Origin of the sequence: Leisingera sp. JC11, from assembly GCF_040704725.1 — a bacterium.
Lineage (GTDB): Bacteria > Pseudomonadota > Alphaproteobacteria > Rhodobacterales > Rhodobacteraceae > Leisingera.
Map to the genome: position 1 here is coordinate 21,966 of NZ_JBFCVS010000017.1, position 25,210 is coordinate 47,175.

The window sequence follows — 25,210 nt, forward strand, 5'->3', positions numbered from 1 at the left end:
CCCTGTTGGACTTGGCCGGGCTGAGTGCCCGGCCTTTTTTCCCCGTTTGTTCACCCGGCACGCGCACACGCGAAAACGTCTCTGGCACTTTCTGGCCCACGCAGGCAGTATCGCCGCCGAACCTGGATTACACGACGAGGCGCGCGATGCCATTTACCCTTGCCACCTGGAACATCAACTCTGTTCGCCTGCGAGAGCCGATCGTGCAGAAGCTCTTGCAGGAGGAAGGGCCGGATGTGCTGTGCCTGCAGGAGTGCAAGAGCCCGGTGGAGAAGATCCCGATGGAGGGTTTTGCGGCGCTGGGTTACACGCACATGATTGCCCGCGGCCAGAAGGGTTACAATGGCGTTGCGATCCTGTCGCGGCTGCCGATCGAAGATGTTGGCGACAAGGATTTTGCCGGGCTCGGTCACGCCCGCCACGTCGCGGGGCGGCTGGAGAACGGGGTGGTTATACACAATTTTTATGTGCCTGCGGGCGGGGATGTGCCGGACCGGGAGCAGAACGAGAAATTCGGCCAGAAACTGGATTACCTGACGGACATGCGCGACTGGTTCCATGCAGAAAAGCAGGAGAAGTCTATCCTGGTCGGCGATCTCAATATTGCACCGCGCGAAGACGACGTGTGGGATCACAAGAAACTGCTGAAGGTCGTCAGCCATACGCCGGTTGAGGTAGAGCATTTCGCGGAGGTGATGGAGGCGGGCAACTGGTCCGATGTGACCCGCACCGATATCCCGGAGGGCCGCCTTTACAGCTGGTGGAGCTATCGGGCCAAAGATTGGGATGCCGCCGACAAGGGGCGCCGCCTGGATCATGTCTGGGCAACGCCTGATATCAGGAATGCGGCCCACTCCAGCCGAATCCTTCGCGATGCCCGCGGCTGGGAAAAGCCCAGCGACCACGCGCCGGTGTTCGCGACCTTTGATCTTTAACTGAAGACGGAGCGCTCCCTCCTGATCTTGAAAATCCACCGGATGTTCTTGCTCAGTTGGGCATGGCACTGCGCTGCCGCGCAACACTCCGCGCGTCAGCGCAGCCAGCCGGCGTAGCTGGGGTGTTTGTCCTTCATGTCCTGATAAAGCCAGGCCATCCGGTCGACGAACCACAGTTTGCCGCCGATCATCAGTATGAGCCCCGCCAGTGTGGTCCCCGGGTTCAATGCCCACAGACCGTGAACCCAGGGAATCACACCAACGGCCGAGACCCAGGCGAGACCCTTTGCCCATTGCTCGTGATGCCGGGGAATAGGAACCTGCGCCCGGTTCAGAAATACCCTTTCTCCAAACGTGCCGCGCGAGGCCCAGTTGTCCGTGCTGGCAGGCGGCGCAAAGGCGCGCGGGTTCCACCAGGTCCATGCCAGCACCAGCAGAACCGGCAGCAGGCCGCCCCAGCCCAGCCAGACTCTTGACCAGATGGCCAGGGTCATCAGCGGCAGCACCGACATCCGGCTGAATACGCTCCACGGGTTTGCGTGCCGCGCCCAGGCGGCGTCATCCATCCTCATCAGCCGCTCTGACGCAGCGAAGAGATCGAACCGGTGGCGGGCCATTAGCAAACTCCTCTCTTGGTTTCCAGCGCGCAGGATTCCATATAGGGGGCAAGTTCCTAACGGAGAACAATCTGATGAGTGAAATTCTTGGCAGTTCCGCACCGGCGGATGATCTGATCAAAGACGTGACCGAAGCCACCTTCATGCAAGATGTTGTCGATGCATCCATGAAGGCGCCGGTAATCGTGGACTTCTGGGCGCCCTGGTGCGGCCCGTGCAAGACCTTGGGTCCGATGCTGGAGGCGGCTGTCACCAAGGCCAAGGGCGCGGCCACAATGGCCAAGATCAACGTGGATGAAAACCAGCGCTTGGCGCAGGCGCTGGCCCAGCAGGGCTTGCCGCTTCAGTCGATTCCGACTGTTGTGGCCTTTGTGCAGGGGCGTCCGGTCGACATGTTCCAGGGCGCCCTGCCTGCATCGGAAATCGATGCCTTCGTGAAGAAGGTGATCGAAGCGGCAGGCGGCACTGCCGATGGCGGCCTGGGAGAGGCGCTGGAAGCGGCAGAGCAGATGCTGGCCGAGGGCGCAGTTGCTGACGCGGCCCAGACCTTCGCCGCGATCCTGGGCGAGGATGACAAGAATGCCGCCGCCTATGGCGGGCTTGCCCGGGCTCATGTCGCGCTTGGCGATTTGGACCAAGCCGAGGCAGTTCTGAATGGCGCGCCAGCGGAGATTTCCAGCGCGGCAGAGATCGAAGCAGTTCACGCACAGATCGCCCTCGCGCGGCAGGCGGAGAATGCCGGTCCGGTGGCAGAGCTGCGCGCCGCAGTGGACGCCAGCCCGGATGATCACCAGGCCCGTTTCGACTTGGCGCAGGCACTGCACGCGGCCGGCGAGGCTGAGGCCGCGGTGAGTGAATTGCTGGAGCTGTTCCGCCGCGACCGGGAATGGAACGACGGCGCCGCCAAAACTCAGCTGTTCACCATCTTCGACGCGCTGAAACCGAATGACCCGGTGGTTCTGAACGGACGCCGCAAACTCAGCTCGATGATATTTGCCTAGGACCGTGGCAGCACTACACTCTGTCCCATGATCCAGCCTGCCGATCTGCCGGACACGATTGCCGTGTTTCCCTTGCCCGGGGCTTTACTGCTGCCCCGGTCGCGCCTGCCGCTGCATATCTTTGAGCCGCGCTATCTGCAAATGCTTGAGGACACATTGAAAACACGCCAGCGCCTGATCGGCATGGTGCAGCCCTGCCCGGCACCGCATGGCAATGGAGAGGACCTGCACAGCATTGGCTGCGCTGGGCGTGTCACCCAGTTTTCCGAAACCGAGGACGGCCGGTACCTCATCACGTTGTCAGGCGTGTCCCGCTTCCGGATCACCCGCGAGGCTAATGGGTTCACGCCTTACCGGCGCTGTGATGTCAGCTGGGCGGGGTTTGAAAGGGATCTGGGCCGCTGCGAAGCGGACGAAACCCTGGATCGCCCTTCTTTCCTGGATCTGCTGGAGCGCTTCTTTTCCGCGCGCAGCCTGTCAACCGACTGGGAGGCGCTGAAAGAGGCGGACGACGAACTGCTAATCAACTCTTTGGCGATGCTGCTGGAATTCGATCCCGAGGACAAACAGGCCTTGCTTGAGGCGCCCTGCCTTGCCACAAGACGGGAAACGCTTGTCACTTTGATCGAGTTTGCCCTGCGCGGCGGCTCTCAGGAGGAAACCCTGCAATGACTGAGACACAGGCGCCAGCCTTTGACCGGCGGATGCTGGAAGCACTGGTTTGCCCGCTGACCCAGACGGTGCTGGAATATGATGCCCAGACGCAGGAACTGGTTTCGCGCGCGGCCAATCTGGCCTTCCCGATCCGCAATGGCATCCCGGTGATGCTGGTGGATGAGGCACGCGAGCTGGACTGATCCGGACAGCGGCGCCTTTATCCCTAGATTGCCCGCCCTTTCAGCAGCCTTGGCAGGTCGCCGGTCAGGCCTGCCGCCTCGCGCACAAAGCCGCGGCGCAGGCTGGGAACGGCACCGGCAATCCCCATGCCAATGTCGCGGCCCAAGCGCAGCAGCGGGTTGTCATTGGAAAACAGCCGGTTGAACACGTCAGTTGCCGCAGCCAGAGAAGCGGTGTCGAAACGGCGCCATTGCTGGTAACGCTCCATCACCAGGGGTGAGCCGATATCTTCGCCGCGCCGGGTGGCCTCGGTGATCACTTCTGCCAGCGCGCCAACATCGCGGAGGCCGGCATTCAAGCCTTGGCCCGCGATCGGATGCATCCCATGCGCGGCATCACCGACCAGCGCCATGCGGTCGCCAATGAAGCTGTTGGCGATGGTCAGGTTCAGCGGATAGGTGAAACGTTTCCCGGCCAGGTAAATCTCCCCCAGGAAATTGCCGAACCGCGGACGCAGCGCCTGGATGTATTCAGCGTCATCCAGGGCGTGTATGGCCTTGGCGGTCTCGGTTCGTTCGCTCCACACAATCGACGACCTGTTGCCCGGCAGCGGCAGGATTGCCAGCGGCCCGGGCGGCATGAAGAACTGATGCGCGATGCCGTGATGCGGCTTCTCGTGATCAATGGCGCAGACCAGCGCAGTCTGGCCGTAATCCCAGCCGGTCCTCTTTATGCCCGCCCGCTGGGCGGTGCCGCTGCGGCGCCCGTCGGAGCCGACCAGCACCTGACCGCGCAGTTCTCCGCCGTCGTCCAGCGTGACGGTCACGCCAGTCTGATCCGGGGCCTGTGCGGTCACGGTGCGGCCTGACACCAGGGTAATGCCCGGCGCATCCTCCATCGCTTGCAGGAAGGCGCGGCGCAGGAAGCGGTCCTCGACCATGTACCCCATAGGGCCTTCTTCCAGCTCGGCATGGTCGAAATGGATGAAGAAGGGCGAGGGGCCGTGGCCCGCGTGGCCGTCCGTCACCTTGATCTCCAGCATGGGTTGCGCGTTGTCCCCGACATGCTGCCAGACGCCGGTCTGCTGCAGCAGCCGCTGCGAGGCCAGCGCCAGCGCATAGCCGCGGCCGTCGAACCCCTCGTCCGCCAGTTTGTCTGGAGTCAGCGAGTCGATGACGGTAACGCTGTGGCCGGTCTGAGCCAGGGCCAGGGCCAGGGCCGGACCATTCAGCCCGCCGCCTACGATCAGGATATCGGACGCATTTTTCATGCCCCGCAATATGCGCCTGCTGGCGGGATTGTCCATGCAGGAAGCGCGGGATTGTGCCTGCGTCCTGCTGCCGCTACCGTCACCGGCAACTGCCAAGGGGAGAGATGCTGATGCAAGAATGGCTGACGATGACGGCCGCCGATCTGGGACGCGGGATTGAGGCCGGTGAAATCGGACCGGTGGCGCTGACCCGCTGCTATCTGGACGCCATCGACGCGCATCCCCTGAAAGACCGGATCTACACGCAGGTGACTCATGACCGGGCGCTGGCGGAGGCGGAAGCAGCCCGGCAGCGTGCCGAGCTCGGTCTGCGACGTTCGCTGCTGGACGGGGTTCCGATCAGCTGGAAGGACCTTTTCGACAGCGCAGGCACCGCGACCGAATCCGGCTCTGACCTGCTCAAGGGGCGAGTGCCGGATCAAGATGCGGCTGTGCTGTGCAACGCAACCTTCATGGGCACCGTCTGCTTGGGCAAAACCCACATGAGCGAGCTGGCGTTTTCCGGCCTGGGCTTCAACCCGATCAAGGAAACGCCGCCCTGCGTGAATGACCAGGGCGCAGCGCCGGGCGGCTCTTCCTCCGGCGCCGCTGCATCCGTGGCTTTTGGCTTGGCGGCGGCTGGAATCGGCTCTGACACAGGCGGTTCGGTCCGAATTCCGTCTGCCTGGAACGACCTGGTGGGGCTCAAGACCACATCGGGCAGGATCACCCTTGAAGGCGTGGTGCCGCTGTGCCTGAAGTTCGACACCATCGGCCCGCTGGCCCGCTCGGTGGAGGATGCGGGACTGCTGTTGGGGCTGCTGGAGGGAACCTCAGGCCCCGATCTGCGCAATCCCGCCACTCTCAGAGGCCGCCGGTTTGCCGATCTGCAAAATGTCGTGCACGATGATCTGGACCCGAAAATTGCGGCGGCCTACCGGGAGACGCTGGAGAGGTTGAAAAACGCCGGGGCAGAGATTGTGCCGCTGGAGGTGGCGGAGCTGGAAGAGGCCATGGGCCTTAGCCCGATTCTCTACACCACCGAAGCCTATGGGCTGTGGAAAGACGTGATCGAGGCCTCGCCGCAGCTGATGTATGCTGAAATCCTGGAACGTTTCCGCACCGGCGCGCAGTTCAGCGGCCCGGATTACGTCGCGGCCTGGGCCAAGCTGGAGCAGTGCCGGATGGCTTGGGATCAGGCCGTGGCAGGCTTTGATGCGGTGCTCACCCCGGCCTCGCCGAACCTGCCGCCGAACCTGGAGCGGCTGCAAAGCGATCATGACTTCTACGTGCAGTCCAATCTGCTGGCACTGCGCAACACGCGGGTCGGCAATCTGATGGGCCTTTGCGCGCTGTCACTGCCCACCGGCACGCCCAGCTGCGGGCTGCAGGTGCTGGGGCAGCCGGACTGCGAGGAAGCCTTGCTGCGCACCGGTACCGCGATCGAGGCGGCCTTGGCCTGAAAGCCACATTCGGCCCAGCGGGCCACTCACCGGGTGGACGCATCCGCCCGCCATCTGTAACCTGAGGCGCAAACGGGGCGCCAATGATCCCGTGACTGAGGCATAAGACATGGATTTTCCTGAGCGGTTTTCGAACCTGCCAGCCTATGCGTTTCCGCGCCTGAGGGCGCTGTTGGACCATCACACCCCCGGCGGGGATGTGGTGCATATGACCATTGGCGAACCGAAACATGCGTTTCCGGCCTGGGTCACCGATGTCATCGCCGAAAATGCGGCCGGGTTTAACCAGTACCCCAACAACGACGGCACGCCGGAACTGCGCGGGGCTATCTCAGACTGGATCCGCCGCCGCTATGGTGTGACCGTGGACCCTGAAACCCAGATCATGGCGCTGAACGGCACCCGCGAGGGGCTCTACAATGCCGCGATGGCGCTGTGCCCGGAGCAGAAGAGCGGGCAAAAGCCGGTGGTGCTGATCCCGAACCCCTTCTACCAAGTCTATATGGTGGCGACGATTTCTGTCGGGGCAGAACCTGTGTTTGTCCCCGCGACAGCAGCGACCGGACATCTGCCGGACTATGGAAACCTGCCGGAAGAGGTGCTGAACCGCACGGCGGTCGCCTATATCTGTTCGCCCGCAAACCCGCAGGGCGCCGTGGCCTCGCGCGCATACTGGACCCGGCTGATTCAGCTGGCAGAAAAATACGATTTCCGCATCTTCGCGGATGAATGCTACTCCGAGATCTACCGCGACGCGGCGCCGGTGGGCGCGCTGACTGTAGCGCAGGAACTGGGCGCCGATCCCGAGAGAGTGGTGCTGTTCAATTCACTTTCGAAACGGTCGAATCTGCCGGGGCTGCGCTCCGGGCTGATTGCCGGCGGGCCGGAGACCATCAAGCGGGTCAAGCAGTTGCGTGCCTATTCCGGGGCGCCCTTGCCCGCACCGCTGCAGGCCGCTGCGGCCAGCGTCTGGGCGGATGAGGCGCATGTGGCGGAGAACCGCGCGCTTTACCAGGAGAAATACAAAATCGCAGACGAGGTCTTTGACGGCCTCAACGGCTACATGGCGCCCGAAGCGGGCTTCTTCCTGTGGCTTCCGGTGGACAATGGCGAGCAGGCCGCGCTGAAGCTGTGGAAGGAGACCGGTGTCCGGGTGCTGCCCGGCGCCTATCTGGCGCAAGGCGCGATCGGTCAGAACCCGGGCGAGACATACATCCGGGTGGCGCTGGTCGCCCCGGCTGAGGACACCCGCAAGGCGCTGAGCACGCTGCGCGGCTGCCTTTACTGAATCTGCTGAGCGGCCCTTGGCTGGGGGCCGCGCAGCCAAAACCAAGAACGGACAGGCCCGTGACCTTGCGGTGAACAGCGGGGCAGGGGCGAATGAAACGGAACTGAGGTAGGCATGGCATTTCAAACCCGCAGCCGCGATCCGCTGCTCGACAGCAATATGCAGGCGGCTATTGAAAAGCGCGGCAAGGAACTGATCGGGATTGCCCTGATCCTGGTGGGGCTGATGGTTGCGGCCATGCTTGGCTCATACACGCCTGAGGATCCGAATTGGACGGTTTCCACCGACGCCCCGGTGCAGAACTGGTTGGGCCGCCCGGGTGCCTCTGTCTCCTTCATCTTGATCACCCTGTTCGGGAAGGCGAGCTGGGCAATGCCGCTGTTCCTGTCGGCTTGGGGCCTGAGGTTTGTGCTGCACCGGGGCGAGGACCGCGTGGTCTGGCCGCTGCTGTTGTCGGTGCCGTGGCTGCTGGTGGTGGCCCTGCATATGGAAACTTTGAACGCCAGCACCAGCTGGCAGCAGAACTATGACTTCGGCCTCGGCGGCATGGTTGGCTACACCTTCCTGGGCGCGCTGCTGGCGCTGTTGCCGGTTGGCCTGCACTTCATGGTCAAAATCATGTCCCTGCTGAGTGCTGCGGGCATGCTGGCGCTTGGCTGCGTGGTGCTGGGCTTCACTTGGCCTGAGGTGAAGAAAAGCCTGCACAAGGTGATGATCGGGCTGATCCTGGGCTATGGCGCCGTAGCTGCGCTGCTGGGCCGCGGTGCTTCCAGCGGTCTGCAGGCGGCGCTGACCTACCGCAGGGAGCGCGCCGAACGCGCGGATGCTGCGGAGGATGACCTCTATGCTGGCGCTGTTACAGACCCTGAGATGTTCGAGGACTATCCCGAAAACGTTTATGCGGCTGATGCTGATCTGGAAGAACCTGAAACGCCGGCCAAAGGCGGGTTGCTGTCGCGTGTGCCTGGGCTGATCCGCCGGGCTGCGCCCGCGGCACCGGCACATGAAGATGCTTATGCCGCTGAAACTCATTTTGCGGACGAAGAAGAGACCTTTGCCGATGATGAGGGCGGCGAGGATCGGATATCCAAGAAGATCGCGAATGCTGTACGGATCCGCCGCGCCGCCGATACACCGCCGGAGCTGGACCCGAACCTGCCGCTGACCAAGGGCCGTGGCCAGCGTCCCGCGCCGCTGATTTTCAATCCCGCTGCCGCACAGGGCGGCCTGCCCGCCGAGCCGCCGCTGACCGCTGCGCAAATGCCGGTGCCGCCGGTGCCGGAAGAGGCGCCGCTGTCCTGGCAAGCGGCAGAGGCTGAGACTTTTGTTCCGAACGCACCGGAAGCACACGCGCAGGAAGGGGACGCCCGCGCGGGCTTCGGCGACGACGCGCCCCGGATGCTGACGCCGGACCACGTGCCGTCCGAAGCGTTGCCAGACGCGGCGGAGCCGGTTCAGGATGCAGCCCAGGCGACCAAGGCCCCCGGGCCGCGGCTGACCGTTGATCTGCCGGTGGCAGAACCGCGCAAGGCGGTGGTGGAGAAACCGGCGCGCAAGCCGGTGCAACCCTCAGCGCGGGCCAAGGCGGAAGCCCAGCCCAACCTGGCCTTCGACGACAGTGACAGCGATTTCGAACTGCCGCCGCTGAACCTGCTGACCAACCCGGTCAGCATCGAACGCCACCACCTGAGCGATGAGGCGCTGGAAGAAAACGCCCGGATGCTGGAGACGGTGCTGGACGACTATGGCGTGAAAGGCGAGATCGTCTCGGTTCGCCCGGGCCCCGTCGTCACCATGTATGAGCTGGAGCCCGCACCAGGCCTCAAGGCCTCCCGCGTGATCGGCTTGGCGGATGACATCGCGCGGTCCATGTCTGCGCTGTCGGCGCGGGTTTCGACCGTACCTGGCCGCACCGTGATCGGCATCGAACTGCCGAATGAGAAGCGTGAGAAAGTGGTTCTGCGCGAAATCCTGTCCTCCCGCGACTTCGGCGACGGCAACCACGCGTTGCCGCTGGCGCTGGGTAAGGACATCGGCGGCGACGCCATGGTCGCGAACCTCGCCAAAATGCCTCACCTGCTGATTGCCGGCACCACCGGTTCCGGTAAGTCGGTAGCGATCAACACCATGATCCTGTCGCTGCTTTACAAGCTGACGCCGGATGAATGCCGCCTGATCATGATCGACCCCAAGATGCTGGAACTTTCGGTCTATGACGGCATTCCGCATCTGCTCTCACCCGTTGTGACCGACCCGAAAAAGGCCGTCGTGGCGCTCAAATGGGTGGTGGGCGAAATGGAAGACCGCTACCGCAAGATGTCCAAGATGGGCGTGCGCAACATCGCGGGCTACAACGGCCGCGTGAAGGAAGCCTTGGCCAAGGGCGAGATGTTCTCGCGCACGGTGCAGACCGGGTTTGACGACGAAACCGGCGAGCCTGTGTTCGAGACCGAAGAGTTCGAACCCAAGGCGCTGCCCTATATCGTCGTGATTGTCGACGAGATGGCCGACCTGATGATGGTTGCGGGCAAGGAGATCGAGGCCTGCATTCAGCGCCTGGCGCAGATGGCGCGTGCCTCGGGCATCCACCTGATCATGGCAACCCAGCGTCCCTCGGTGGACGTGATCACAGGCACCATCAAGGCAAACTTCCCGACCCGGATCTCCTTCCAGGTCACCTCCAAGGTCGACAGCCGGACCATCCTGGGTGAGATGGGTGCCGAGCAGCTGCTGGGCATGGGGGACATGCTGTATATGGCGGGGGGGGCCAAAATCACCCGCTGCCACGGTCCGTTCTGCTCGGATGAAGAGGTCGAGGAAGTGGTCAACCACCTCAAGCAGTTCGGCCCGCCGGATTATGTGGGCAGTGTGCTGGACGGCCCGGATGAGGACAAGGCTGACAATATCGACGCGGTGCTGGGGCTGAACACCGGCGGCAATACCAATGGCGAGGATGCGCTCTATGATCAGGCCGTCGCCATTGTGATCAAGGACCGCAAGTGCTCCACCTCCTACATTCAGCGCAAGCTGGCGATCGGCTATAACAAGGCCGCGCGTCTGGTTGAGCAGATGGAGGAAGAGGGCGTTGTTTCCGCCGCCAACCATGTGGGTAAACGGGAGATTCTGGTTCCCGAACAGTGAGCTGACAAAAACCTGCCGATGCCGGGTCCTTGCGGATCCGGCATCTTCACATCTGCCACAGCGTGCCTATGTTGAGCTCATGAAACGGATTGCACTCACACTAGCGCTGACCCTCGTCGCCCCTGCTTCCTGGGCGGCAGAGAGGCTGAGCCTCAATGAGATTTCCAGTTACCTGAACGGGATTTCCACGGCTTCGTCGCCATTTACGCAGATCAACGACGACGGCAGCCTTTCCACCGGCAAGCTGTATATGCACCGGCCTGGCCGGATGCGGTTCGAGTATGACGGCAACGGCGGCGGCACGGTGGTGGCCGGCGGCGGGGCTGTGGTGATCCACGACCCGAAATCCAACCAGCCGCCCGAGACCTATCCGTTGAAGCGGACGCCGCTGTCGATCATCCTCGACCGCAAGGTGGACCTGGGCCGTGCCAATATGGTGGTGGGCCACAGTTTTGACGGCACGTCCACCATTGTGCGGGCACAGGATCCTGAAAACCCGGACTATGGCAGCATTGAGATGATGTTCACCGGCAGCCCGGTGGAGCTGCGCAAATGGGTGATCCATGACAGTTCGGGCGGCAAGACAACCGTCATTCTCGGGGCGATGGAAACCGGGGTGAAGCTGTCCTCCAGCCTGTTCAACGCCAGCGGCCGTTCCCGCTGACCAGGCTGCGGTCGCTTACCCTGCGCGGCGGTGGATGAACGGCATTGCCTCGTCGAAAAACTCCTGGAAACCGGGGTGCCCGCCAACCATGCCGTGGTTGTTGCCGGGCAGCTCGACAAAGCTGGCGCCGGGAATCAGCCGAGCCGCCAGCCGCCCTTCGGATACTGGCACCGCACGGTCGCCGCGGCAGTGCAGAACCAGGGCGGGAACTTTGACGCTCTCTGCGTAGGCCGTGACGTCGATCTTCGCATTCATCTCCATTATCCGCAGCGCGTTCGCGGTGTTGGTGGACAGTCGCTGCAACTCGTCAAAGGAGTTCCCTTCCTCCGCAGTGGCATCGGGAATGTAAGTCGTTGTAAAGAAATGCCGGTAGACGGAATCGGGGGATCCCCAGCCGTCCCGGATCATGTTGTAGCCGATCTGATAAAACCGGTCTGCCTCCGGGTCGCCGCGCCGCAGCCGTCCGCGAACGTAACCGCCCAGAAGTACCAGGCATTTCACCCGTTCTGGGTGCATGGCGGCAAACCGCATGGAAAATGCTGCCCCCTGGCTGATGCCGAACAGGGCGAACCGGTCAAGCCCGGCTGCGTCCGCAACAGCAACCATGTCGTCGATCATCCGGTCTTCCGATATTTCCTCCACCTCCCAATCCGACAGCCCGTTGCCGCGCTGATCAAACCGGGTCAAGCTGCAGTTGCCGGCAAATTCGTTCAGAAACTGGCCCCAAACCGGGCTTTGCCATTCGTATTCGATGTGGTTGATCCAGTTCGGCGCTTTTAGAACCGGCGGCCCGTTGCCGATCGTGGTATAGGCAAGATGGGTTCCGTCAGGTGATATGCAGTATCTGACCCTTTGCTGCAGGGCAGCTTCCGGTGGCGCGCGCTCGGGACTGGCATCGGGGACCCATTGCCAGACCCGGACCGGGCGGGAAATGTTCTTGACCCGTTGCGATCCCATATCCCGGAAGTTTTCGCCTAGCCGGTCCCTGACGGTTTCGTGCACGATGCCGGAGATGCAGATGCCGCCGGGTTCCGCCAGCCCTTCCAAGCGGGCGGCGACGTTGACACCGTCGCCAAAGATATCCGCGCCGTCAAAGACCACGTCGCCGATATTGATCCCGACGCGGTAGCGGATGCGGCTTTGTTCCTGCGTGTCTGCTTCGCGTTTGGACATATCCTTCTGGATTTCCAGCGCGCAGCGGACTGCGTCGTGGGCAGATCCAAATTCCACCAGCATGCCGTCGCCAGTGGTTTTCACGGTGTGGCCGCGGTTGGTTGAGATTTGCGGGTCGATCAGTTCCCGGCGGTGTCTCTTCTGGCGCCTTAGAACGCCTTCTTCATCAGCTTCCATCAGCCGGGAGTAACCAGCCATGTCGGCGACCAAAACGGCGGCAAGCCTGCGTTCCATGCACTGTATCCTCCCCCCTGAATGTTAGGGGAGAGGTGCTATATTTCCAGTCTTGTACAGGGTCAGCGGAACTTGCGGCAAGTGGCCAGCTGTGCCTGATAGGTTTGCGCGCGCGCCTCGACCTGGCCTGCAACTCGCATCAGCCAGGCCTTCGAGCGGTAGCTGCCGCGGGAATAACCATAGTGGCCCTCGTGGTAAGCGAGATACTGGTTGCGCGCGTCATAAAGCGGAATGCCGTTCTTCTCGAGGCTCTTGCGCATGTACCAGCCCATAAAATCGGTGGCATCGCTGATCCGGTCGCGCTTGGCACGGCGGCGGCCGGTGTCGTGGCGGTAGTCGTCCCAAGTGCCGTCCAGCGCCTGGCTGTAGCCATAGGCGCTTGACTGGCGCCCGATCGGGATCACGCCCAGCAGGTACTGATGCGGTGTGCGGGCATCGCCGCGGAACCGGCTTTCGTGATAGATCGTTGCCATCTGAACATGCACCGGCACCCCCCAGCGGCGCTGGGTCGCGCGGAAGGCCTTCAGATAGTCAGGACGCTGCTGAATGATGCTGCAGGCATTATCCAGGTTGCGCGGCGGCGCTTTGTGCCCGCCTCCGCAAGACGCAACCGCCATGAGGAGAACGAGGGCGCTGATGAGTCTGCTCATTGCCTCTGCCCACTTTTTAATATTGGGTTTGTTTTGTGGCAACTTTAGCGGATTGTGGCGGTCGAGGAAATCAAATTTCCAGAAGCGATTGCCGTTGCAGTGGCGGAAAAACTTCAGATTTCCGGGCAAAACCGTCCGTATTTCTGGTCATCGCGCGGGAAATGCTCTCCGGCGCTGGGCTACTCTTTCAGTCCGGCTGCCTTGGCGCTGCCCTGCTACGGCGATGGCACTGTCAAAGTGAGATCCACAGTCTGTTTCCCTTAAAATTTGCGTCAACAGTTGGACATTTCCCCGCCGCGCGCGCTATTTAGTTTAAACGGGGGCATTAAGACCATGATGAGAACACGCGCAAAATATAACCTTGGGCAGGTCGTCCGCCACCGGAAGCATCCCTTCCGCGGCGTCGTCTTTGATGTCGATCCGGAATTCTCAAATACCGAGGAATGGTATGAGGCGATCCCGGAAGACAGCCGGCCCGTCAAGGACCAGCCGTTCTACCACTTGCTGGCTGAGAATGACCAAAGCTATTATGTGGCTTACGTTTCCGAACAAAACTTGGTTGCGGATTATTCGGGAGAGCCTGTTGGGCACCCGGATGTGCCTGAAATGTTCGGTAATTTCGACGGCGGCACCTATGCGCTGCACTATCAGTTGAACTGATCTCCGGATTCCATCTGACTGGCTTGCAGCGCGGGCGTCAGTATCCCAGCGCACTGCCGTCTTTTCGCGGATCGCTTGCACCTTCCAGAACGCCTGAGGCATGAATGCGAATTGCTTGCGCACCGCCCAAAGGGGTGTCCGGAATTTCCACCTTATGCCCCAATTCCGTCAGTTGCTGGCGGACTTCGTCTGAATAGCCTCGCTCCACTTTCAACACACCGCTATCGGCAAAGCAGCGCGGCGCGTCGATCGCGGTTTGCAGGTCCATCCCGAAATCCAGAAGGTTCGAGACCAGCCTGGCATGTCCGGTGGGCTGATATGCGCCGCCCATCACGCCGAAGGGCATGACGACCTCTTCATTTTGTTTCAGCATTGCCGGAATGATGGTGTGCATCGGGCGCTTGCCTGGCCCCAGTTCGTTCGGATGGCCTTCCTCCAGGGTGAAACCGGCGCCGCGGTTCTGCAAAAGAATGCCAAACTTCTCTGACGCGATGCCTGAGCCAAAGCCGTGGAAGATGGAATAGATCAGTGAAACCGCCATTCGGTCCTTGTCCACCACCGTGATATAAACTGTGTCCTTGTGCACTGCCTCGGTCAGTGGCGCGGCAGTGGGCATGGCACGCTTGGGGTCGATCAGCGCGGCAAGACGCGCAGCAGTTTCAGGCGCCAGAATGTGTGCAAGCCGGGCAGTATGATCAGGATCTGCCAGAAACCGGTTGCGCGCGTCATAGGCCAGCTTGGCGGCCTCCGCCTCGATGTGCGCCCGTTCGGCGCCATGCGGGTCCAATCCTGCAAGTTCAAAGTGTTTGAGGATGTTCAGCAGCAGGATCGCCGTGGCCCCCTGGCCGTTCGGCGGATGCTCTGCCAAACAGGATTCCTTGTACTGGCCTTCAACAGGCAGCGTGGCAAGACTGTTGGCGCGGGCAAAGTCCTCTAGCGTGTGCGAGCCGCCCATGGCCGACAGCGCTGAAACGATATCCTCCGCCACTTCCCCGGAATAGAACGCCTCGCGCCCATGTTTTGCGAGCCGGCGCAGCACTTCAGCCTGCCCTGGCGCGCGGAACACATCGCCGCAGCGTAGTGGTTTGCCGTCCTTCAGATAGTGCCTGCGCGCTGCACCCTTTAAGGTTCCGGCGTTGATCTGCCAGTCAAAGGCCGTGCGGGGCGCTACTGGCACGCCTTCTTCGGCGTAGGTGATGGCGGGCTGCAGCAGAACATCCAGGCCAAGTCGCCCTTCGGTTTCCGCCGTGCGGCAGAAAGCATCGATGGCGCAAGGGATTGTGACCGCATCCGCGCTTCCCGGCGGAACCGCTTCCAGACCTTGCGCTCTGAGGGCAGATGCAGTGGCCGCCGCCGGGGCGCAGCCCGATCCGTTCAATGCCTGAATTTCTTGCCCCGGCCGCGAATGAAGAACGAAGCAATCGCCGCCGATCCCGGTCATTTGCGGCTCGCAAATACCCAGCAAGACCGCCCCGGCCAAAGCTGCGTCCATCGCATTGCCACCGCGCTTCAGCATGTCCAGCGCAACGCTGGCCGCCAAAGGGTGGGAGGTGGCGCACATGCCATTGCTGGCAAAAACCGCCGAACGCCCTGGCAAATGAAAATCCCGCATGAGCCTGCCTCCCTTGTCGATGCGCTAAGCCTAGGCGCGGGGTGCAGGAAGGCAATGCAATTTGCTTGCCCTCCCGCCGGAACGGGGCGTCAATGCAAAGAATTGGGAAGGAAGGGCTGAAGAAGATGTCCCCGGTGCCATGTTCTGGTGGGGGCAAGAATACACGGCACCAGGGGAAGCTCGTTTCAGCTACAGGTAAGGATTCGCATATCTATTTGGCTGGGGCGGGCCGGGAATGCGGCGCAAATGCGGCAAAACGTTAAAGTTTCGTTTAATCGGCCGGGCGTTCCGCCAGTGCAAGGTCTGGCTCAGGCCTGGGCAGGCGGGCTGGTGACCTGGATTTCGAAACAGAGCGACAGATTATTGCTTCCCCCTGAACGCTCATACTGGACCTGGCTTGCAAGTTCCCGGATCAGGAACCAGCCAAATCCGCCCTCGGGCAGGTTTTTCACAGGCACGTCGACGTCAGCAGGCTTGCCTTCGGGAAGCTGTCCGTTCGGAAAAGGCGCACCAGCGTCCTGGATGCTGATCCATAGCCGTTCTGGAGAGAGCTCCGCTTTGATGCGGACATCCCCCGGGGCCGCATCTGCATAGGCATGCTCGACCACGTTGTTTACAGCCTCAGTCAGGGCGATTTGCACTTCATCCACACGGGCCGCCGGGACTCCCAGAGTCCGCAGCCGGGCCACAACGGATGAAATGCCGGAACGGGCATCCAAATTCGTGGCCGTGAACGAGCAGGCGAAGGTTTTTACCATCAATTTCTCGCTTTGCGCCGCCAGCGCCGTCGTTTTCAGGAATTCGCGCTGGCCGGGGCGGTTGCTTCACTTAGCGAACTGTACAGGTCAAAGATCGTATCCATGCGGGTCAGCCGGAAGACCTTTTCCACCATGGGAGTCAGCCCGGCCAGATCCAGCTTGCGGCCTCCGCCAAGCTGCTTCATGGCCGCGACAATCGCGCCAAGCCCGCTGGAATCGATGAACTGCACTTCGGACAGGTCCAGGATGACCCGCTCCGGTCCGGATTCGGTTTCCGTGCGCATGTCTTCCTTGAACTGTATTGCCATGGCGGCATCAATGCGCTCGGCATTGACTTTGACGATCTGTGCACCGTCCGTCATGGTGGTCGTCAGGCTCATTTTGGTCCCCCGGGATGTAACGTCATTAGGCAGCACTCTAGACCGCAAAGCTTACTTTTCTGTAGGTATATTTTTGACGATTGGAGGAAAATTGCATGAAAGATGTTGTTATCGCCGGAGCGGCCCGGACGCCCATGGGCGGGTTTCAGGGCATGTATGACGGGGTGACGGCTGCGGAACTGGGCGGCGCGGCGATCCGGGCGGCTTTGGAAGGGGCTGGCACTGCCACTGTGGATGAGGTGCTGATGGGCTGCGTTCTGCCGGCGGGGCAGGGGCAGGCTCCTGCGCGCCAGGCTGGTTTTGCAGCGGGCCTGGGCGAAGATGTGCCTGCCACAACGCTTAACAAGATGTGCGGTTCCGGCATGAAGGCGGCGATGATCGCCTTCGACCAGATCGCGCTGGGCCATGCGGACACCATGATCGCCGGCGGCATGGAGAGCATGACCAATGCCCCCTATATGCTTCCGAAAATGCGCGGGGGCGCCCGTATCGGCCACGGCCAGGTGATCGACCACATGTTCCTGGACGGGCTTGAAGACGCCTATGACAAGGGACGACTGATGGGCACCTTTGCCGAGGACTGTGCCGAAAAGTACCAGTTCACACGCGAAGCCCAGGATGAATATGCGCTGAAGTCGCTGTCGAACGCGCTAGAAGCGCAGGACAGCGGTGCCTTTGACGGGGAAATCGCCCCGGTCACCGTGAAAACCCGCAAGGGCGAGGTGATGACGGATGCGGATGAGCAGCCGAAATCGGCGCGTCCGGAAAAGATCCCCACGCTGAAGCCGGCGTTCCGCAAGGACGGTACCGTGACCGCCGCCAATGCCTCCTCCATATCGGATGGCGCCGCGGCGCTGGTGATGGCCTCCGCCGAGGCTGCCGAGGCACAGGGCCTGACAGTGCGCTCCCGTATTCTGGGTCATGCCAGCCACGCGCAGGCGCCCGGCTGGTTCACCACCGCGCCGGTTCCGGCCGCGCAGAAGTTGCTCAAGAACATCGGCTGGAAGGTCGAGGATGTCGACCTGTGGGAGGTCAATGAGGCCTTTGCCGTGGTGCCGATGGCCTTCATGCACGAAATGGGCCTGTCGCGTGACAGGGTGAATGTGAACGGCGGCGCCTGCGCGCTGGGCCACCCGATCGGCGCCTCCGGCGCGCGGATCATGGTGACCCTGCTGAACGCATTGGAAAAGCGCGGCCTCAAGCGCGGCGTCGCCGCCATCTGCATCGGCGGCGGCGAAGGCACCGCGATCGCAATCGAGAGGGTGTGATCTTCACCTTTGCAAAATACACTCGGGGGTGAATTGACCGGCAGGTCAAGAGGGGGCAGACAGCCCCCTCTGTTACGTTGAAGGAGGGCTGCCCATGCGGGCCGATTACGAAACCCTTGCCAAGACCATCGCGGCACTGACTGATGGCGAGACGGATGAGGTGGCGCTGATGGCCACTGTCGCCTGCGAGGTGCATCACGCTGACGACCGGTTCGACTGGACCGGCTTTTACCGCGCCGTTGCGCCGGAGCTGCTGAAGATCGGCCCCTATCAGGGCGGCCATGGCTGCCTGCAGATCCCGTTCTCCCGCGGTGTCTGCGGCGCGGCAGCACGCACCGGAGAGATACAGCTGGTCGCGGATGTGGACGCCTTTCCCGGCCATATCGCCTGTGCGTCGACTACGCGCTCGGAACTGGTGCTGCCTGTCTGGAACGGCAATGGGGAACTGATCGGGGTTTTTGATATCGACAGCGATCAGCCGGATGCTTTCGCTCAGGAAGATGCAGACCACTTGGCAGCAATCCTGCGTCAGGTGTTCAGCCGCAGCTGATTCGTGAATCAAGGGGCTTTGCCCCTCGGTCTCGCGGCCTCACCCCAGGGTGTTTTTGACCAGAAAGAAGCCGCCCGGCGCTTGAAGGCGCTGGGTTTTTTATTGGTATCCGCTTGTCTCGTGAAAAAATGCTTGGAAATTTCACGAACTCGGGGCATCGTGAAAAACGAGAGGAATTTTTCACGAGCAGGGAGGTGGGCTGTGAACGATCAGACCCTGGCAGCAGCGACACTGGGGGCCGACATCCGGGCCCTGCGCAAGGCGCGCGGGCTGACTCTGTCGGATATCGCCGCGATGCTGAACCGCTCGGTCGGCTGGCTGAGCCAGGTTGAACGGGACATGTCCGAGCCCTCGATCTCCGACCTGCGCCAGATTGCAGAGGCGCTGGGGGTACCGATGTCGATGCTGTTTGCCCACTCCGGCGCACCGGCGGATGAACATGGGTATATCGTGCGCGCTGGCTCCCGCCGCCCGATGGGCTCCGGTGAGGAAGGGCTGATCGAAGAACTTCTGTCCCCTGACCTGACCGACGACTTCGAGATGGTGCACTCCACCTTCCAGCCCAATTCGCGGATGCAGACGCCGGCCAACCGGCCGACACAGGAGGTCGGCTACATGATCTCGGGCAAGCTGGACCTGCTGATCGGCGGCCGCAGCTTTACCGTCGGTCCCGGCGACAGCTTCCGGATCAAGCATGAGCCGTATCAGTGGTCGAACCCTTACGACGAGCCTGCCGTGGCCGTCTGGGTGATCGCGCCGCCGGTTTACTAGGAGGGGATGATGATCAAGGGTTCCTGCCTTTGCGGCGATGTCCGCTTTGAAACCGCGGCACAACCGCAGAGGGCCTCGATGTGCCACTGCAGCCAGTGCCGTAAGCAATCGGGTGGAATCTGGGCCTCGGCCCAGGTGCGCGATGAGGACCTTACAATCACTGGCCCGGTGAGCTGGTTCGAGGCAACGCCGCAGGCCAAGCGCGGCAGTTGCCCGCGCTGCGGCTCCTTCCTGTTCTGGAAGGGCACGGGCGAGGACACCACGAGTTTTGCTTTGGGCGCTGTCGACGGGAACACCGGTCTCAGCGTCGAAAAGCATATCTTTACCGCCTCCAAGGGCGACTACTACGAAATCGCGGACGGCGTGCCGCAAGAGGACTGAGACTAGGGAGCGAACATGTCTGATTTTCCAACCAAGGCCCGCGTGGTCATCATCGGCGGCGGCGTCGTCGGCTGCTCGTCGCTTTATCATCTGGCCAAGAAAGGCTGGACCGATTGTGTGCTCTTGGAAAAGAACGAGCTGACCGCCGGTTCGACCTGGCACGCGGCCGGCAACGTACCGACCTTCTCGACCTCCTGGGCGATCATGAACATGCAGCGCTATTCGACCGAGCTGTATTCGCGCCTGGCTGAAGAAGTCGATTATCCGATGAACTATCACGTCTCGGGGTCGATCCGTCTGGCGCACAGCAAAGAGCGGATGCAGGAATTCGAGCGCGCGATGTCCATGGGCCTGTACCAGGGCATCCCGATGGAAATGTGGACCCCGGAGCAGGCGAAAGAGCGGTATCCCTTCCTGGAAACCCACGATCTGGAAGGCGTCCTTTATGACCCGACCGATGGTGACATCGACCCGGCGCAGCTGACCCAGGCATTTGCCAAGGGCGCGCGCGACATGGGGCAGAAAATCCTGAGGTTTACCCCGGCGACCGGCGTGACCCAGCACGAGGACGGCACTTGGACCGTTCACACCGAAAAAGGCGATATTGCCTGTGATTATGTGGTGAACGCGGCTGGTTATTATGCGCAGCGCGTGGGTGAGATGTTCAAACCCTACGGCGGCCGCATGGTGCCTGCGATGGTCATGAGCCACCAGTATCTGCTGACCGAGGAAGTGCCCGAGGTCGAAGCCTGGTCAAAGGAGCATGGCGGCAAGCTGCCGCTTCTGCGTGACGTGGATGTGTCCTACTACCTGCGCCAGGAAAAGAACGGTTTCAACCTTGGCCCCTATGAGCCCAACTGCAAGGGCGAGTGGATGACCGAGGACGACCCGATGCCGGAAGACTTCTCGTTCCAGTTGTGGAATGACGATCTGGACCGCATCGAAGACATCGTGACCGATGCCATGGAGCGTGTGCCGCTGATGGCGACCTCGGGTGTTGGCAGCGTCATCAACGGGCCGATCCCCTATGCGCCGGACGGCCTGCCGATGATCGGCCCGATGCCGGGTGTGAAAAACGCATTCGAAGCGCACAGCTTTACCTTCGGCATTGCCCAGGGCGGCGGCGCCGGCAAGGTGCTGGCAGAGTGGATCGTCGATGGGTTCACCGAGTGGGATATGTGGGCCGTCGATCCGCGCCGCTACACTGATTATACCGACCAAGACTATTGCAACAAAAAGGGCATGGAAGTTTACGGCAACGAATACGCCATGCACTTCCCGCATCACGAATGGCCCGCTGCGCGCGACAAGAAACTGTCACCGGTGCATGCCAAGGTCAAGGAACTGGGCGGCCAGATGGGTGTCTACAACGGCTGGGAGCGTGCCAACTGGTTCGCGCAGCCGGGTGACGATACCTCGGAAGAATCGACCCACACCTGGGGCCGTTCGGGCCCATGGGAGCAGCGAATCAAGGAAGAGTGCGAAGCCGTCCGCGATGGCGTTGGCGTGCTTGACCTGCCGGGCTTCTCGCGGTTCCTGGTCAAAGGCGAAGGTGCAGCCGAGGCGCTGCGCGGTCTGGTCACCGGCGGCCTGCCCAAGATTGGCCGGATCAACTTGGTCTATATCGCGGACAGCCGCGGCCGCATCCTGACCGAAATGTCCTGCATGCGTCTGGGCGAAGACGACTTCGTGATGATCACCGCCGCAACAGCGCAATGGCACGACCGTGACCTCCTGGTGAACGCGATGCCCGCGACCGTGTCGGTCGAGGACGTCACCACCACCCGCGACACCCTGATCGTGACCGGGCCCAAGTCGCGCGACCTGCTGGCCGCGATCTCGGATGCGGATTTGCAGGCAGGCTGGCTGACCCATCAGGCGGCAACCGTGGCAGGCAAGCCCGCGCACCTGGTGCGCGTGTCCTTTGCCGGCGAGCTGGGCTGGGAAGTCCACGCGCTGAACGAGGACATGCCGGCCATCTACGAGGCCATCCTTGCAGGCGGCGCCAAGCCGTTCGGCATGTATGCCCTGAACTCGCTGCGCCTGGAAAAAGGCTATCGCGCATGGAAAGGCGACTTGAGCACCGATTACTCGCTGCTCGAAGGCGGCCTGGAGCGTTTCGTGAAACTGGACAAGCCGCAGGACTTCCCGGGCAAGGCTGCAATCCAGAGCGAAAAGCAACAGGGCGTGAAGAAGGCCTTTGTTACGCTGACGGTTGAAGCCGGCGACGCGGATGCGCCTTATTTGTCCTGCATCTGGAGCGGCGACGAGATCGTCGGCGAGACCACCAGCGGCGGCTGGGGCTACCGTGTCAACCAGTCGATCGCGCTGGGCATGGTGCGCACCGATCTGGCCGAGCCTGGCACCGAGCTGGAGATCGAGATCTACGGCGAGAAGTGCCGTGCGGTGGTTCAGAAAGACGAACCGCTGTGGGATCCGGCCAACGAGCGCCTGCGCGCCTGATGTGCTAGGGTCGGCCCGTCACGCTTAATTCAGGAGGCTTCAGCGATGGCCCAGTTGATGAAAGGCGTCTGTTTGACCCAGCATGGCGGGCCGGATGCGCTCGAATGGCGTGAAGATATTCCTGTTCCGGTCCCTGGACCGGGGCAGGTCCTGGTCAAGGTCCTGGCGGCAGGCGTCAATAACACGGACATCAACACCCGGATCGGCTGGTACTCGTCAGATGTGACGGGTGCCACGGATGCCGTTGGCGATGACACAGACGTAGAAGTCGGCGGCTGGGGCGGCGCCTTGAGCTTTCCCCGGATTCAGGGCGGAGACCTGTGCGGTGTGGTGGTTCAGACCGGCCCGGACGCCGGTGCTATCCGCGTGGGGCAGCGGGTTACCAGCCAGATCAATATTCCCCGGCCGCAGCCTGACAACCCGGTGGCCTTCGTTGCCCTGGGGTCAGAGCTTGACGGTGCTTTCGCGCAATACTGCCTGACTGACGCGGCAGATCTGTTCGACGTAAGCGCCTCCCCCCTGTCGGACACCGAGATTGCGGCTATGCCCTGCGCATATGGAACCGCCTGGAACATGCTGCACCGTGCCGGTGTCTCTGCCGGCCAGCGGGTGCTGGTGACCGGCGCATCCGGCGGGGTCGGGCTGGCCGCGGTGCAGCTGGCCGCCCATCTTGGCGCACATGTCACTGGCCAGACATCGCCCGCCAAGTCGGAAGCGGTGACCGCTATGGGGGCAAGCGGCATCATCAGCCGCGAGGAAGCGCCGGAACCAATCTGTTTTGACGCAGTCATCGACGTGGTTGGCGGTCCGGCCTGGCCCGCGCTGATACAGGCTTTGCGGCCTGGCGGGCATTACGCGGTCTCCGGCGCAATTGCCGGCCCGATTGTCACGGCAGACCTGCGCGAAATCTACCTGCGCGACATTACCATCCACGGCTGCACCTTCTCGCCCCGTTCCGTTTTTGCCGAACTGGTTGAGCTGATCAATTCCGGCGCAATCCGTCCTCTGATCTCGGCAACCTATCCCCTGCAGGAAATCGCCCGGGCGCAGGAAGATTTCATGAGCAAGGCGTTTCCAGGCAAACTGGTCCTGATTCCCCCGCAGGAGGCGCCATGACAGATATCGTCCTCCTTGATGGATCGATCGGGCAAGAGGTCGTCAAACGGTCCGGGGACCGGGCAACACCGCTATGGTCAACCTCCGTGATGATCGAAAAGCCGGACGTCGTCGGCCGCATTCACGCCGACTACTTCTCTGCGGGCGCCACAATTGCCACCATGAACACCTATGCGGTTCTGCGCGACCGTTTGGCCCGCGCCGGGATCGAAGAGCATTTCGAGGTGCTGCTGGCCCAGGCTGCCGCACAGGCTACCGCAGCGCGAGATGCGCATGGCTCGGGCCGTGTTGCTGCTGCGCTTGGCCCGCTGATTGCCTCTTACCGTCCGGACATATGCCCGCCGCATGAGGAGGCCGCACCTGTTTATGCGGAGCTTGTTCAGCTGCCCGAGCCGCAGGCAGATCTGTTCCTGATAGAAACCGTGTCTTCGGTCGAACATGCCAGGGGTGCGCTGCGCGGCTGTGCCGGCACGGGCAAGCCCGTGTGGCTGGCGGCTTCCGTCTCCGATGATGACGGCACGCTGCTCCGTTCCGGCGAACCGCTGGCAGACCTCGCGCCGCTGGTTGAGGAATTTCAGCCGGAAGCGGTGCTGCTCAACTGCTCTAGGCCCGAGGTCATCGGCAGCGGCTTGGAGATCGTCAAGGCGTTCGACAAGCCGTTCGGGGCCTATGCCAACGGTTTCACCCGGATCTCGGAGGGCTTCCTGAAGGACGCGCCCACCGTGGACGCCCTGGAGCAGCGTCAGGATCTGGGACCCAAGGCCTACGCGGAATTTGTCTTGGGCTGGGTTGCCCAAGGCGCCGCTATCGTCGGCGGCTGCTGCGAAGTCGGCCCGGACCATATTGCCGAACTGGCCCGGCAGCTGCGCGCGGCCGGGCACCACATCGTCTGACCAGGGGAGGGGATCAGCATGGCAGTTCCGGAAAAACTCAAAGCTGCGGACCCGGCCCGGGTCTGGAACATCGACATCATCGTCACTGAAGGTTTTGTCCTGATCGAGATGTCGGCGATCCTGGAGGTGTTGCGGATCGCCAACCGCGTGCTGGCCCAGCCGCCGTTCAAATGGACCGTTCGTTCACTGCAGGGAGGGCGGGTCGGCTGCCGTGCGGGTCTCAGCCTGGATACCGAACCTTTTGCCGTCAAACCGGACGCGGATTTTGCCTTTTTCCTTGGCAACTCCGACCCTGATCATCCGGGCCTCAGCCTAGGCCGGGTGATTTCCAGCTACACTTGCCGCGGCATCAAGGTCTACCTGCTGGCAGAAGCCGCGGCCCGCTATATCCGCGACCAGGGCGGGGCTTCCGGGCGGCTGACGACCCACTGGGAAAACTCTGCCCTGCTGCGTGAACGCATGGGGCTGAACGATTCCAGCCACGCGCTGGCCAGCGAGGACGGGCTGGTGGTGACCTGTGCCGGCATGGGCTCCACTGTTGATATCGCGCTGGCGTTGGTCGGACGGCTCACCTCTGCCGCGGCGCAGATGACCGTGGCCAACATTATGCTGCATGAGCAGGTGCGCGATTTTTCCTCGCTGCAGCCATTTGCCGGCGCCAAGCCGACCATCACCGGTGACAGTGATCTGGACCACTGCATTCGCATCATGCAGGACAATATTGAAGAACCGGTGCCGATCGGTGAAATCGTTGATGAACTTGGCATTTCCACCCGCTCGCTGGAGCGCAAGTTCAAAACCTTCCTCGGCACCACCCCTAACGGCTTCTACCGGGAAATGCGCCTTTCCAAGGCCAACAATCTGTTGCTCAACACCACCATGAGCGTGCGCGAGATCGGTCTTGCCTGCGGCTTTCCGAACGGTTTTTCCAGTCTTTACAAAAGCTTCTTCGGCATCACTCCCTTTGCCCTGCGCAAACGGCGGCGGCTGGGCGAGGACAGCTCGGAAAAAATCCTCAAGGCCGGAGAATAGCCCCGCGAGTCTGGCGTTTTTGATGCATTTTGCGCCGCCTATTCGTGATAATCAGGCGCAAACTCTCATTCAGG

The 25,210-nt window shown here is 62.3% G+C and carries 24 protein-coding genes; 17 read left to right on the forward strand and 7 right to left on the reverse strand.

Annotated elements, in window-relative coordinates; all coding sequences use genetic code 11:
* Window positions 1–146 precede the first annotated feature (146 nt).
* Window positions 147–935 carry an exodeoxyribonuclease III gene (gene xth / locus AB1A62_RS17110; RefSeq protein ID WP_366662676.1) on the forward strand — a complete coding sequence of 263 codons (789 nt, stop codon included), beginning with the start codon at window positions 147–149 and terminating at the stop codon, window positions 933–935.
* 95 nt (window positions 936–1,030) lie between these two features.
* Here the strand turns inward: xth and AB1A62_RS17115 are convergent, their stop codons facing one another.
* Window positions 1,031–1,552 carry a DUF6653 family protein gene (locus AB1A62_RS17115; RefSeq protein ID WP_366662677.1) on the reverse strand — a complete coding sequence of 174 codons (522 nt, stop codon included), beginning with the start codon at window positions 1,550–1,552 and terminating at the stop codon, window positions 1,031–1,033.
* Between the two features lie 74 nt (window positions 1,553–1,626).
* On the opposite strand from AB1A62_RS17115, the gene AB1A62_RS17120 reads away from it, so the two are divergent.
* Genes AB1A62_RS17120 through AB1A62_RS17130 form a run of 3 tightly spaced genes read left to right on the forward strand, consistent with a single transcriptional unit; the run spans window position 1,627 to window position 3,410 of the window.
* Window positions 1,627–2,553, forward strand: coding sequence for a tetratricopeptide repeat protein (locus AB1A62_RS17120; protein ID WP_366662678.1), 927 nt, complete (start codon window positions 1,627–1,629; stop codon window positions 2,551–2,553).
* Window positions 2,554–2,580: 27 nt separating this feature from the next.
* The gene (locus tag AB1A62_RS17125) at window positions 2,581–3,225 is read left to right on the forward strand and encodes an LON peptidase substrate-binding domain-containing protein (RefSeq protein ID WP_366662679.1); all 645 of its coding nucleotides are present in this window, start codon (window positions 2,581–2,583) and stop codon (window positions 3,223–3,225) included.
* On the forward strand, window positions 3,222–3,410 hold the full coding sequence (locus AB1A62_RS17130) for a Trm112 family protein (RefSeq protein ID WP_366662680.1): 189 nt from the start codon (window positions 3,222–3,224) through the stop codon (window positions 3,408–3,410). The genes AB1A62_RS17125 and AB1A62_RS17130 overlap by 4 nt, the downstream gene beginning before the upstream one ends.
* Window positions 3,411–3,433: 23 nt before the next feature.
* Here the strand turns inward: AB1A62_RS17130 and AB1A62_RS17135 are convergent, their stop codons facing one another.
* Window positions 3,434–4,660: an FAD-dependent monooxygenase gene (locus AB1A62_RS17135; RefSeq protein WP_366662681.1), complete on the reverse strand. Its 1,227-nt coding sequence runs from the start codon at window positions 4,658–4,660 to the stop codon at window positions 3,434–3,436.
* Window positions 4,661–4,770: 110 nt separating this feature from the next.
* On the opposite strand from AB1A62_RS17135, the gene AB1A62_RS17140 reads away from it, so the two are divergent.
* The 4 genes from AB1A62_RS17140 to AB1A62_RS17155 all read left to right on the forward strand — a co-directional run bounded on the left by AB1A62_RS17140 (window position 4,771) and on the right by AB1A62_RS17155 (window position 11,195).
* Window positions 4,771–6,102 carry an amidase family protein gene (locus AB1A62_RS17140; protein WP_366662682.1) on the forward strand — a complete coding sequence of 444 codons (1,332 nt, stop codon included), beginning with the start codon at window positions 4,771–4,773 and terminating at the stop codon, window positions 6,100–6,102.
* Window positions 6,103–6,211: 109 nt separating this feature from the next.
* The gene (locus AB1A62_RS17145; protein ID WP_366662683.1) at window positions 6,212–7,390 is read left to right on the forward strand and encodes an aminotransferase class I/II-fold pyridoxal phosphate-dependent enzyme; all 1,179 of its coding nucleotides are present in this window, start codon (window positions 6,212–6,214) and stop codon (window positions 7,388–7,390) included.
* A gap of 114 nt (window positions 7,391–7,504) precedes the next feature.
* A complete protein-coding gene (locus AB1A62_RS17150; RefSeq protein WP_366662684.1) occupies window positions 7,505–10,531 on the forward strand; it encodes a DNA translocase FtsK 4TM domain-containing protein in 3,027 nt (1,008 codons plus the stop codon).
* A 79-nt stretch (window positions 10,532–10,610) separates the two neighbouring features.
* Window positions 10,611–11,195 carry an outer membrane lipoprotein carrier protein LolA gene (locus AB1A62_RS17155; protein ID WP_366662685.1) on the forward strand — a complete coding sequence of 195 codons (585 nt, stop codon included), beginning with the start codon at window positions 10,611–10,613 and terminating at the stop codon, window positions 11,193–11,195.
* A 15-nt stretch (window positions 11,196–11,210) separates the two neighbouring features.
* Here AB1A62_RS17155 and AB1A62_RS17160 read toward each other — a convergent pair whose 3' ends face one another.
* A complete protein-coding gene (locus AB1A62_RS17160; protein WP_366662686.1) occupies window positions 11,211–12,602 on the reverse strand; it encodes an alpha/beta fold hydrolase in 1,392 nt (463 codons plus the stop codon).
* A 62-nt stretch (window positions 12,603–12,664) separates the two neighbouring features.
* The gene (locus AB1A62_RS17165; protein WP_366662687.1) at window positions 12,665–13,252 is read right to left on the reverse strand and encodes a lytic transglycosylase; all 588 of its coding nucleotides are present in this window, start codon (window positions 13,250–13,252) and stop codon (window positions 12,665–12,667) included.
* 333 nt (window positions 13,253–13,585) lie between these two features.
* Here AB1A62_RS17165 and hspQ point away from each other — a divergent pair, with 333 nt between their 5' ends.
* Window positions 13,586–13,912 carry a heat shock protein HspQ gene (gene hspQ / locus AB1A62_RS17170; protein WP_366662688.1) on the forward strand — a complete coding sequence of 109 codons (327 nt, stop codon included), beginning with the start codon at window positions 13,586–13,588 and terminating at the stop codon, window positions 13,910–13,912.
* Window positions 13,913–13,949: 37 nt separating this feature from the next.
* On the opposite strand, the gene AB1A62_RS17175 is transcribed toward hspQ, so the two are convergent.
* The 3 genes from AB1A62_RS17175 to AB1A62_RS17185 form a co-directional block, all read right to left on the reverse strand.
* On the reverse strand, window positions 13,950–15,524 hold the full coding sequence (locus tag AB1A62_RS17175; RefSeq protein ID WP_366662689.1) for a gamma-glutamyltransferase family protein: 1,575 nt from the start codon (window positions 15,522–15,524) through the stop codon (window positions 13,950–13,952).
* A 308-nt stretch (window positions 15,525–15,832) separates the two neighbouring features.
* A complete protein-coding gene (locus tag AB1A62_RS17180; RefSeq protein ID WP_366662737.1) occupies window positions 15,833–16,282 on the reverse strand; it encodes an ATP-binding protein in 450 nt (149 codons plus the stop codon).
* Between the two features lie 35 nt (window positions 16,283–16,317).
* Window positions 16,318–16,662, reverse strand: a complete 345-nt coding sequence (locus AB1A62_RS17185; protein WP_366662690.1) for an STAS domain-containing protein — start codon at window positions 16,660–16,662, stop codon at window positions 16,318–16,320.
* A 95-nt stretch (window positions 16,663–16,757) separates the two neighbouring features.
* Between AB1A62_RS17185 and AB1A62_RS17190 the strand changes: the two genes are divergently transcribed.
* The 8 genes from AB1A62_RS17190 to AB1A62_RS17225 all read left to right on the forward strand — a co-directional run bounded on the left by AB1A62_RS17190 (window position 16,758) and on the right by AB1A62_RS17225 (window position 25,136).
* Window positions 16,758–17,930 carry an acetyl-CoA C-acyltransferase gene (locus AB1A62_RS17190; protein WP_366662691.1) on the forward strand — a complete coding sequence of 391 codons (1,173 nt, stop codon included), beginning with the start codon at window positions 16,758–16,760 and terminating at the stop codon, window positions 17,928–17,930.
* 94 nt (window positions 17,931–18,024) lie between these two features.
* Window positions 18,025–18,480: a GAF domain-containing protein gene (locus AB1A62_RS17195; protein ID WP_366662692.1), complete on the forward strand. Its 456-nt coding sequence runs from the start codon at window positions 18,025–18,027 to the stop codon at window positions 18,478–18,480.
* A gap of 201 nt (window positions 18,481–18,681) precedes the next feature.
* Window positions 18,682–19,251, forward strand: coding sequence for an XRE family transcriptional regulator (locus tag AB1A62_RS17200; RefSeq protein ID WP_366662693.1), 570 nt, complete (start codon window positions 18,682–18,684; stop codon window positions 19,249–19,251).
* 9 nt (window positions 19,252–19,260) lie between these two features.
* A complete protein-coding gene (locus tag AB1A62_RS17205; protein ID WP_366662694.1) occupies window positions 19,261–19,632 on the forward strand; it encodes a GFA family protein in 372 nt (123 codons plus the stop codon).
* Window positions 19,633–19,647: 15 nt separating this feature from the next.
* On the forward strand, window positions 19,648–22,095 hold the full coding sequence (locus AB1A62_RS17210; protein WP_366662695.1) for an FAD-dependent oxidoreductase: 2,448 nt from the start codon (window positions 19,648–19,650) through the stop codon (window positions 22,093–22,095).
* Window positions 22,096–22,140: 45 nt separating this feature from the next.
* Window positions 22,141–23,211, forward strand: coding sequence for an alcohol dehydrogenase family protein (locus AB1A62_RS17215; protein ID WP_366662696.1), 1,071 nt, complete (start codon window positions 22,141–22,143; stop codon window positions 23,209–23,211).
* Window positions 23,208–24,104 carry a homocysteine S-methyltransferase family protein gene (locus AB1A62_RS17220; protein ID WP_366662697.1) on the forward strand — a complete coding sequence of 299 codons (897 nt, stop codon included), beginning with the start codon at window positions 23,208–23,210 and terminating at the stop codon, window positions 24,102–24,104. Before AB1A62_RS17215 ends, AB1A62_RS17220 begins: the two co-directional genes overlap by 4 nt.
* Before the next feature lie 18 nt (window positions 24,105–24,122).
* Entirely contained in the window at window positions 24,123–25,136 is a 1,014-nt protein-coding gene (locus AB1A62_RS17225) for a helix-turn-helix domain-containing protein (RefSeq protein WP_366662698.1), read from the forward strand.
* Window positions 25,137–25,210: the final 74 nt, after the last annotated feature.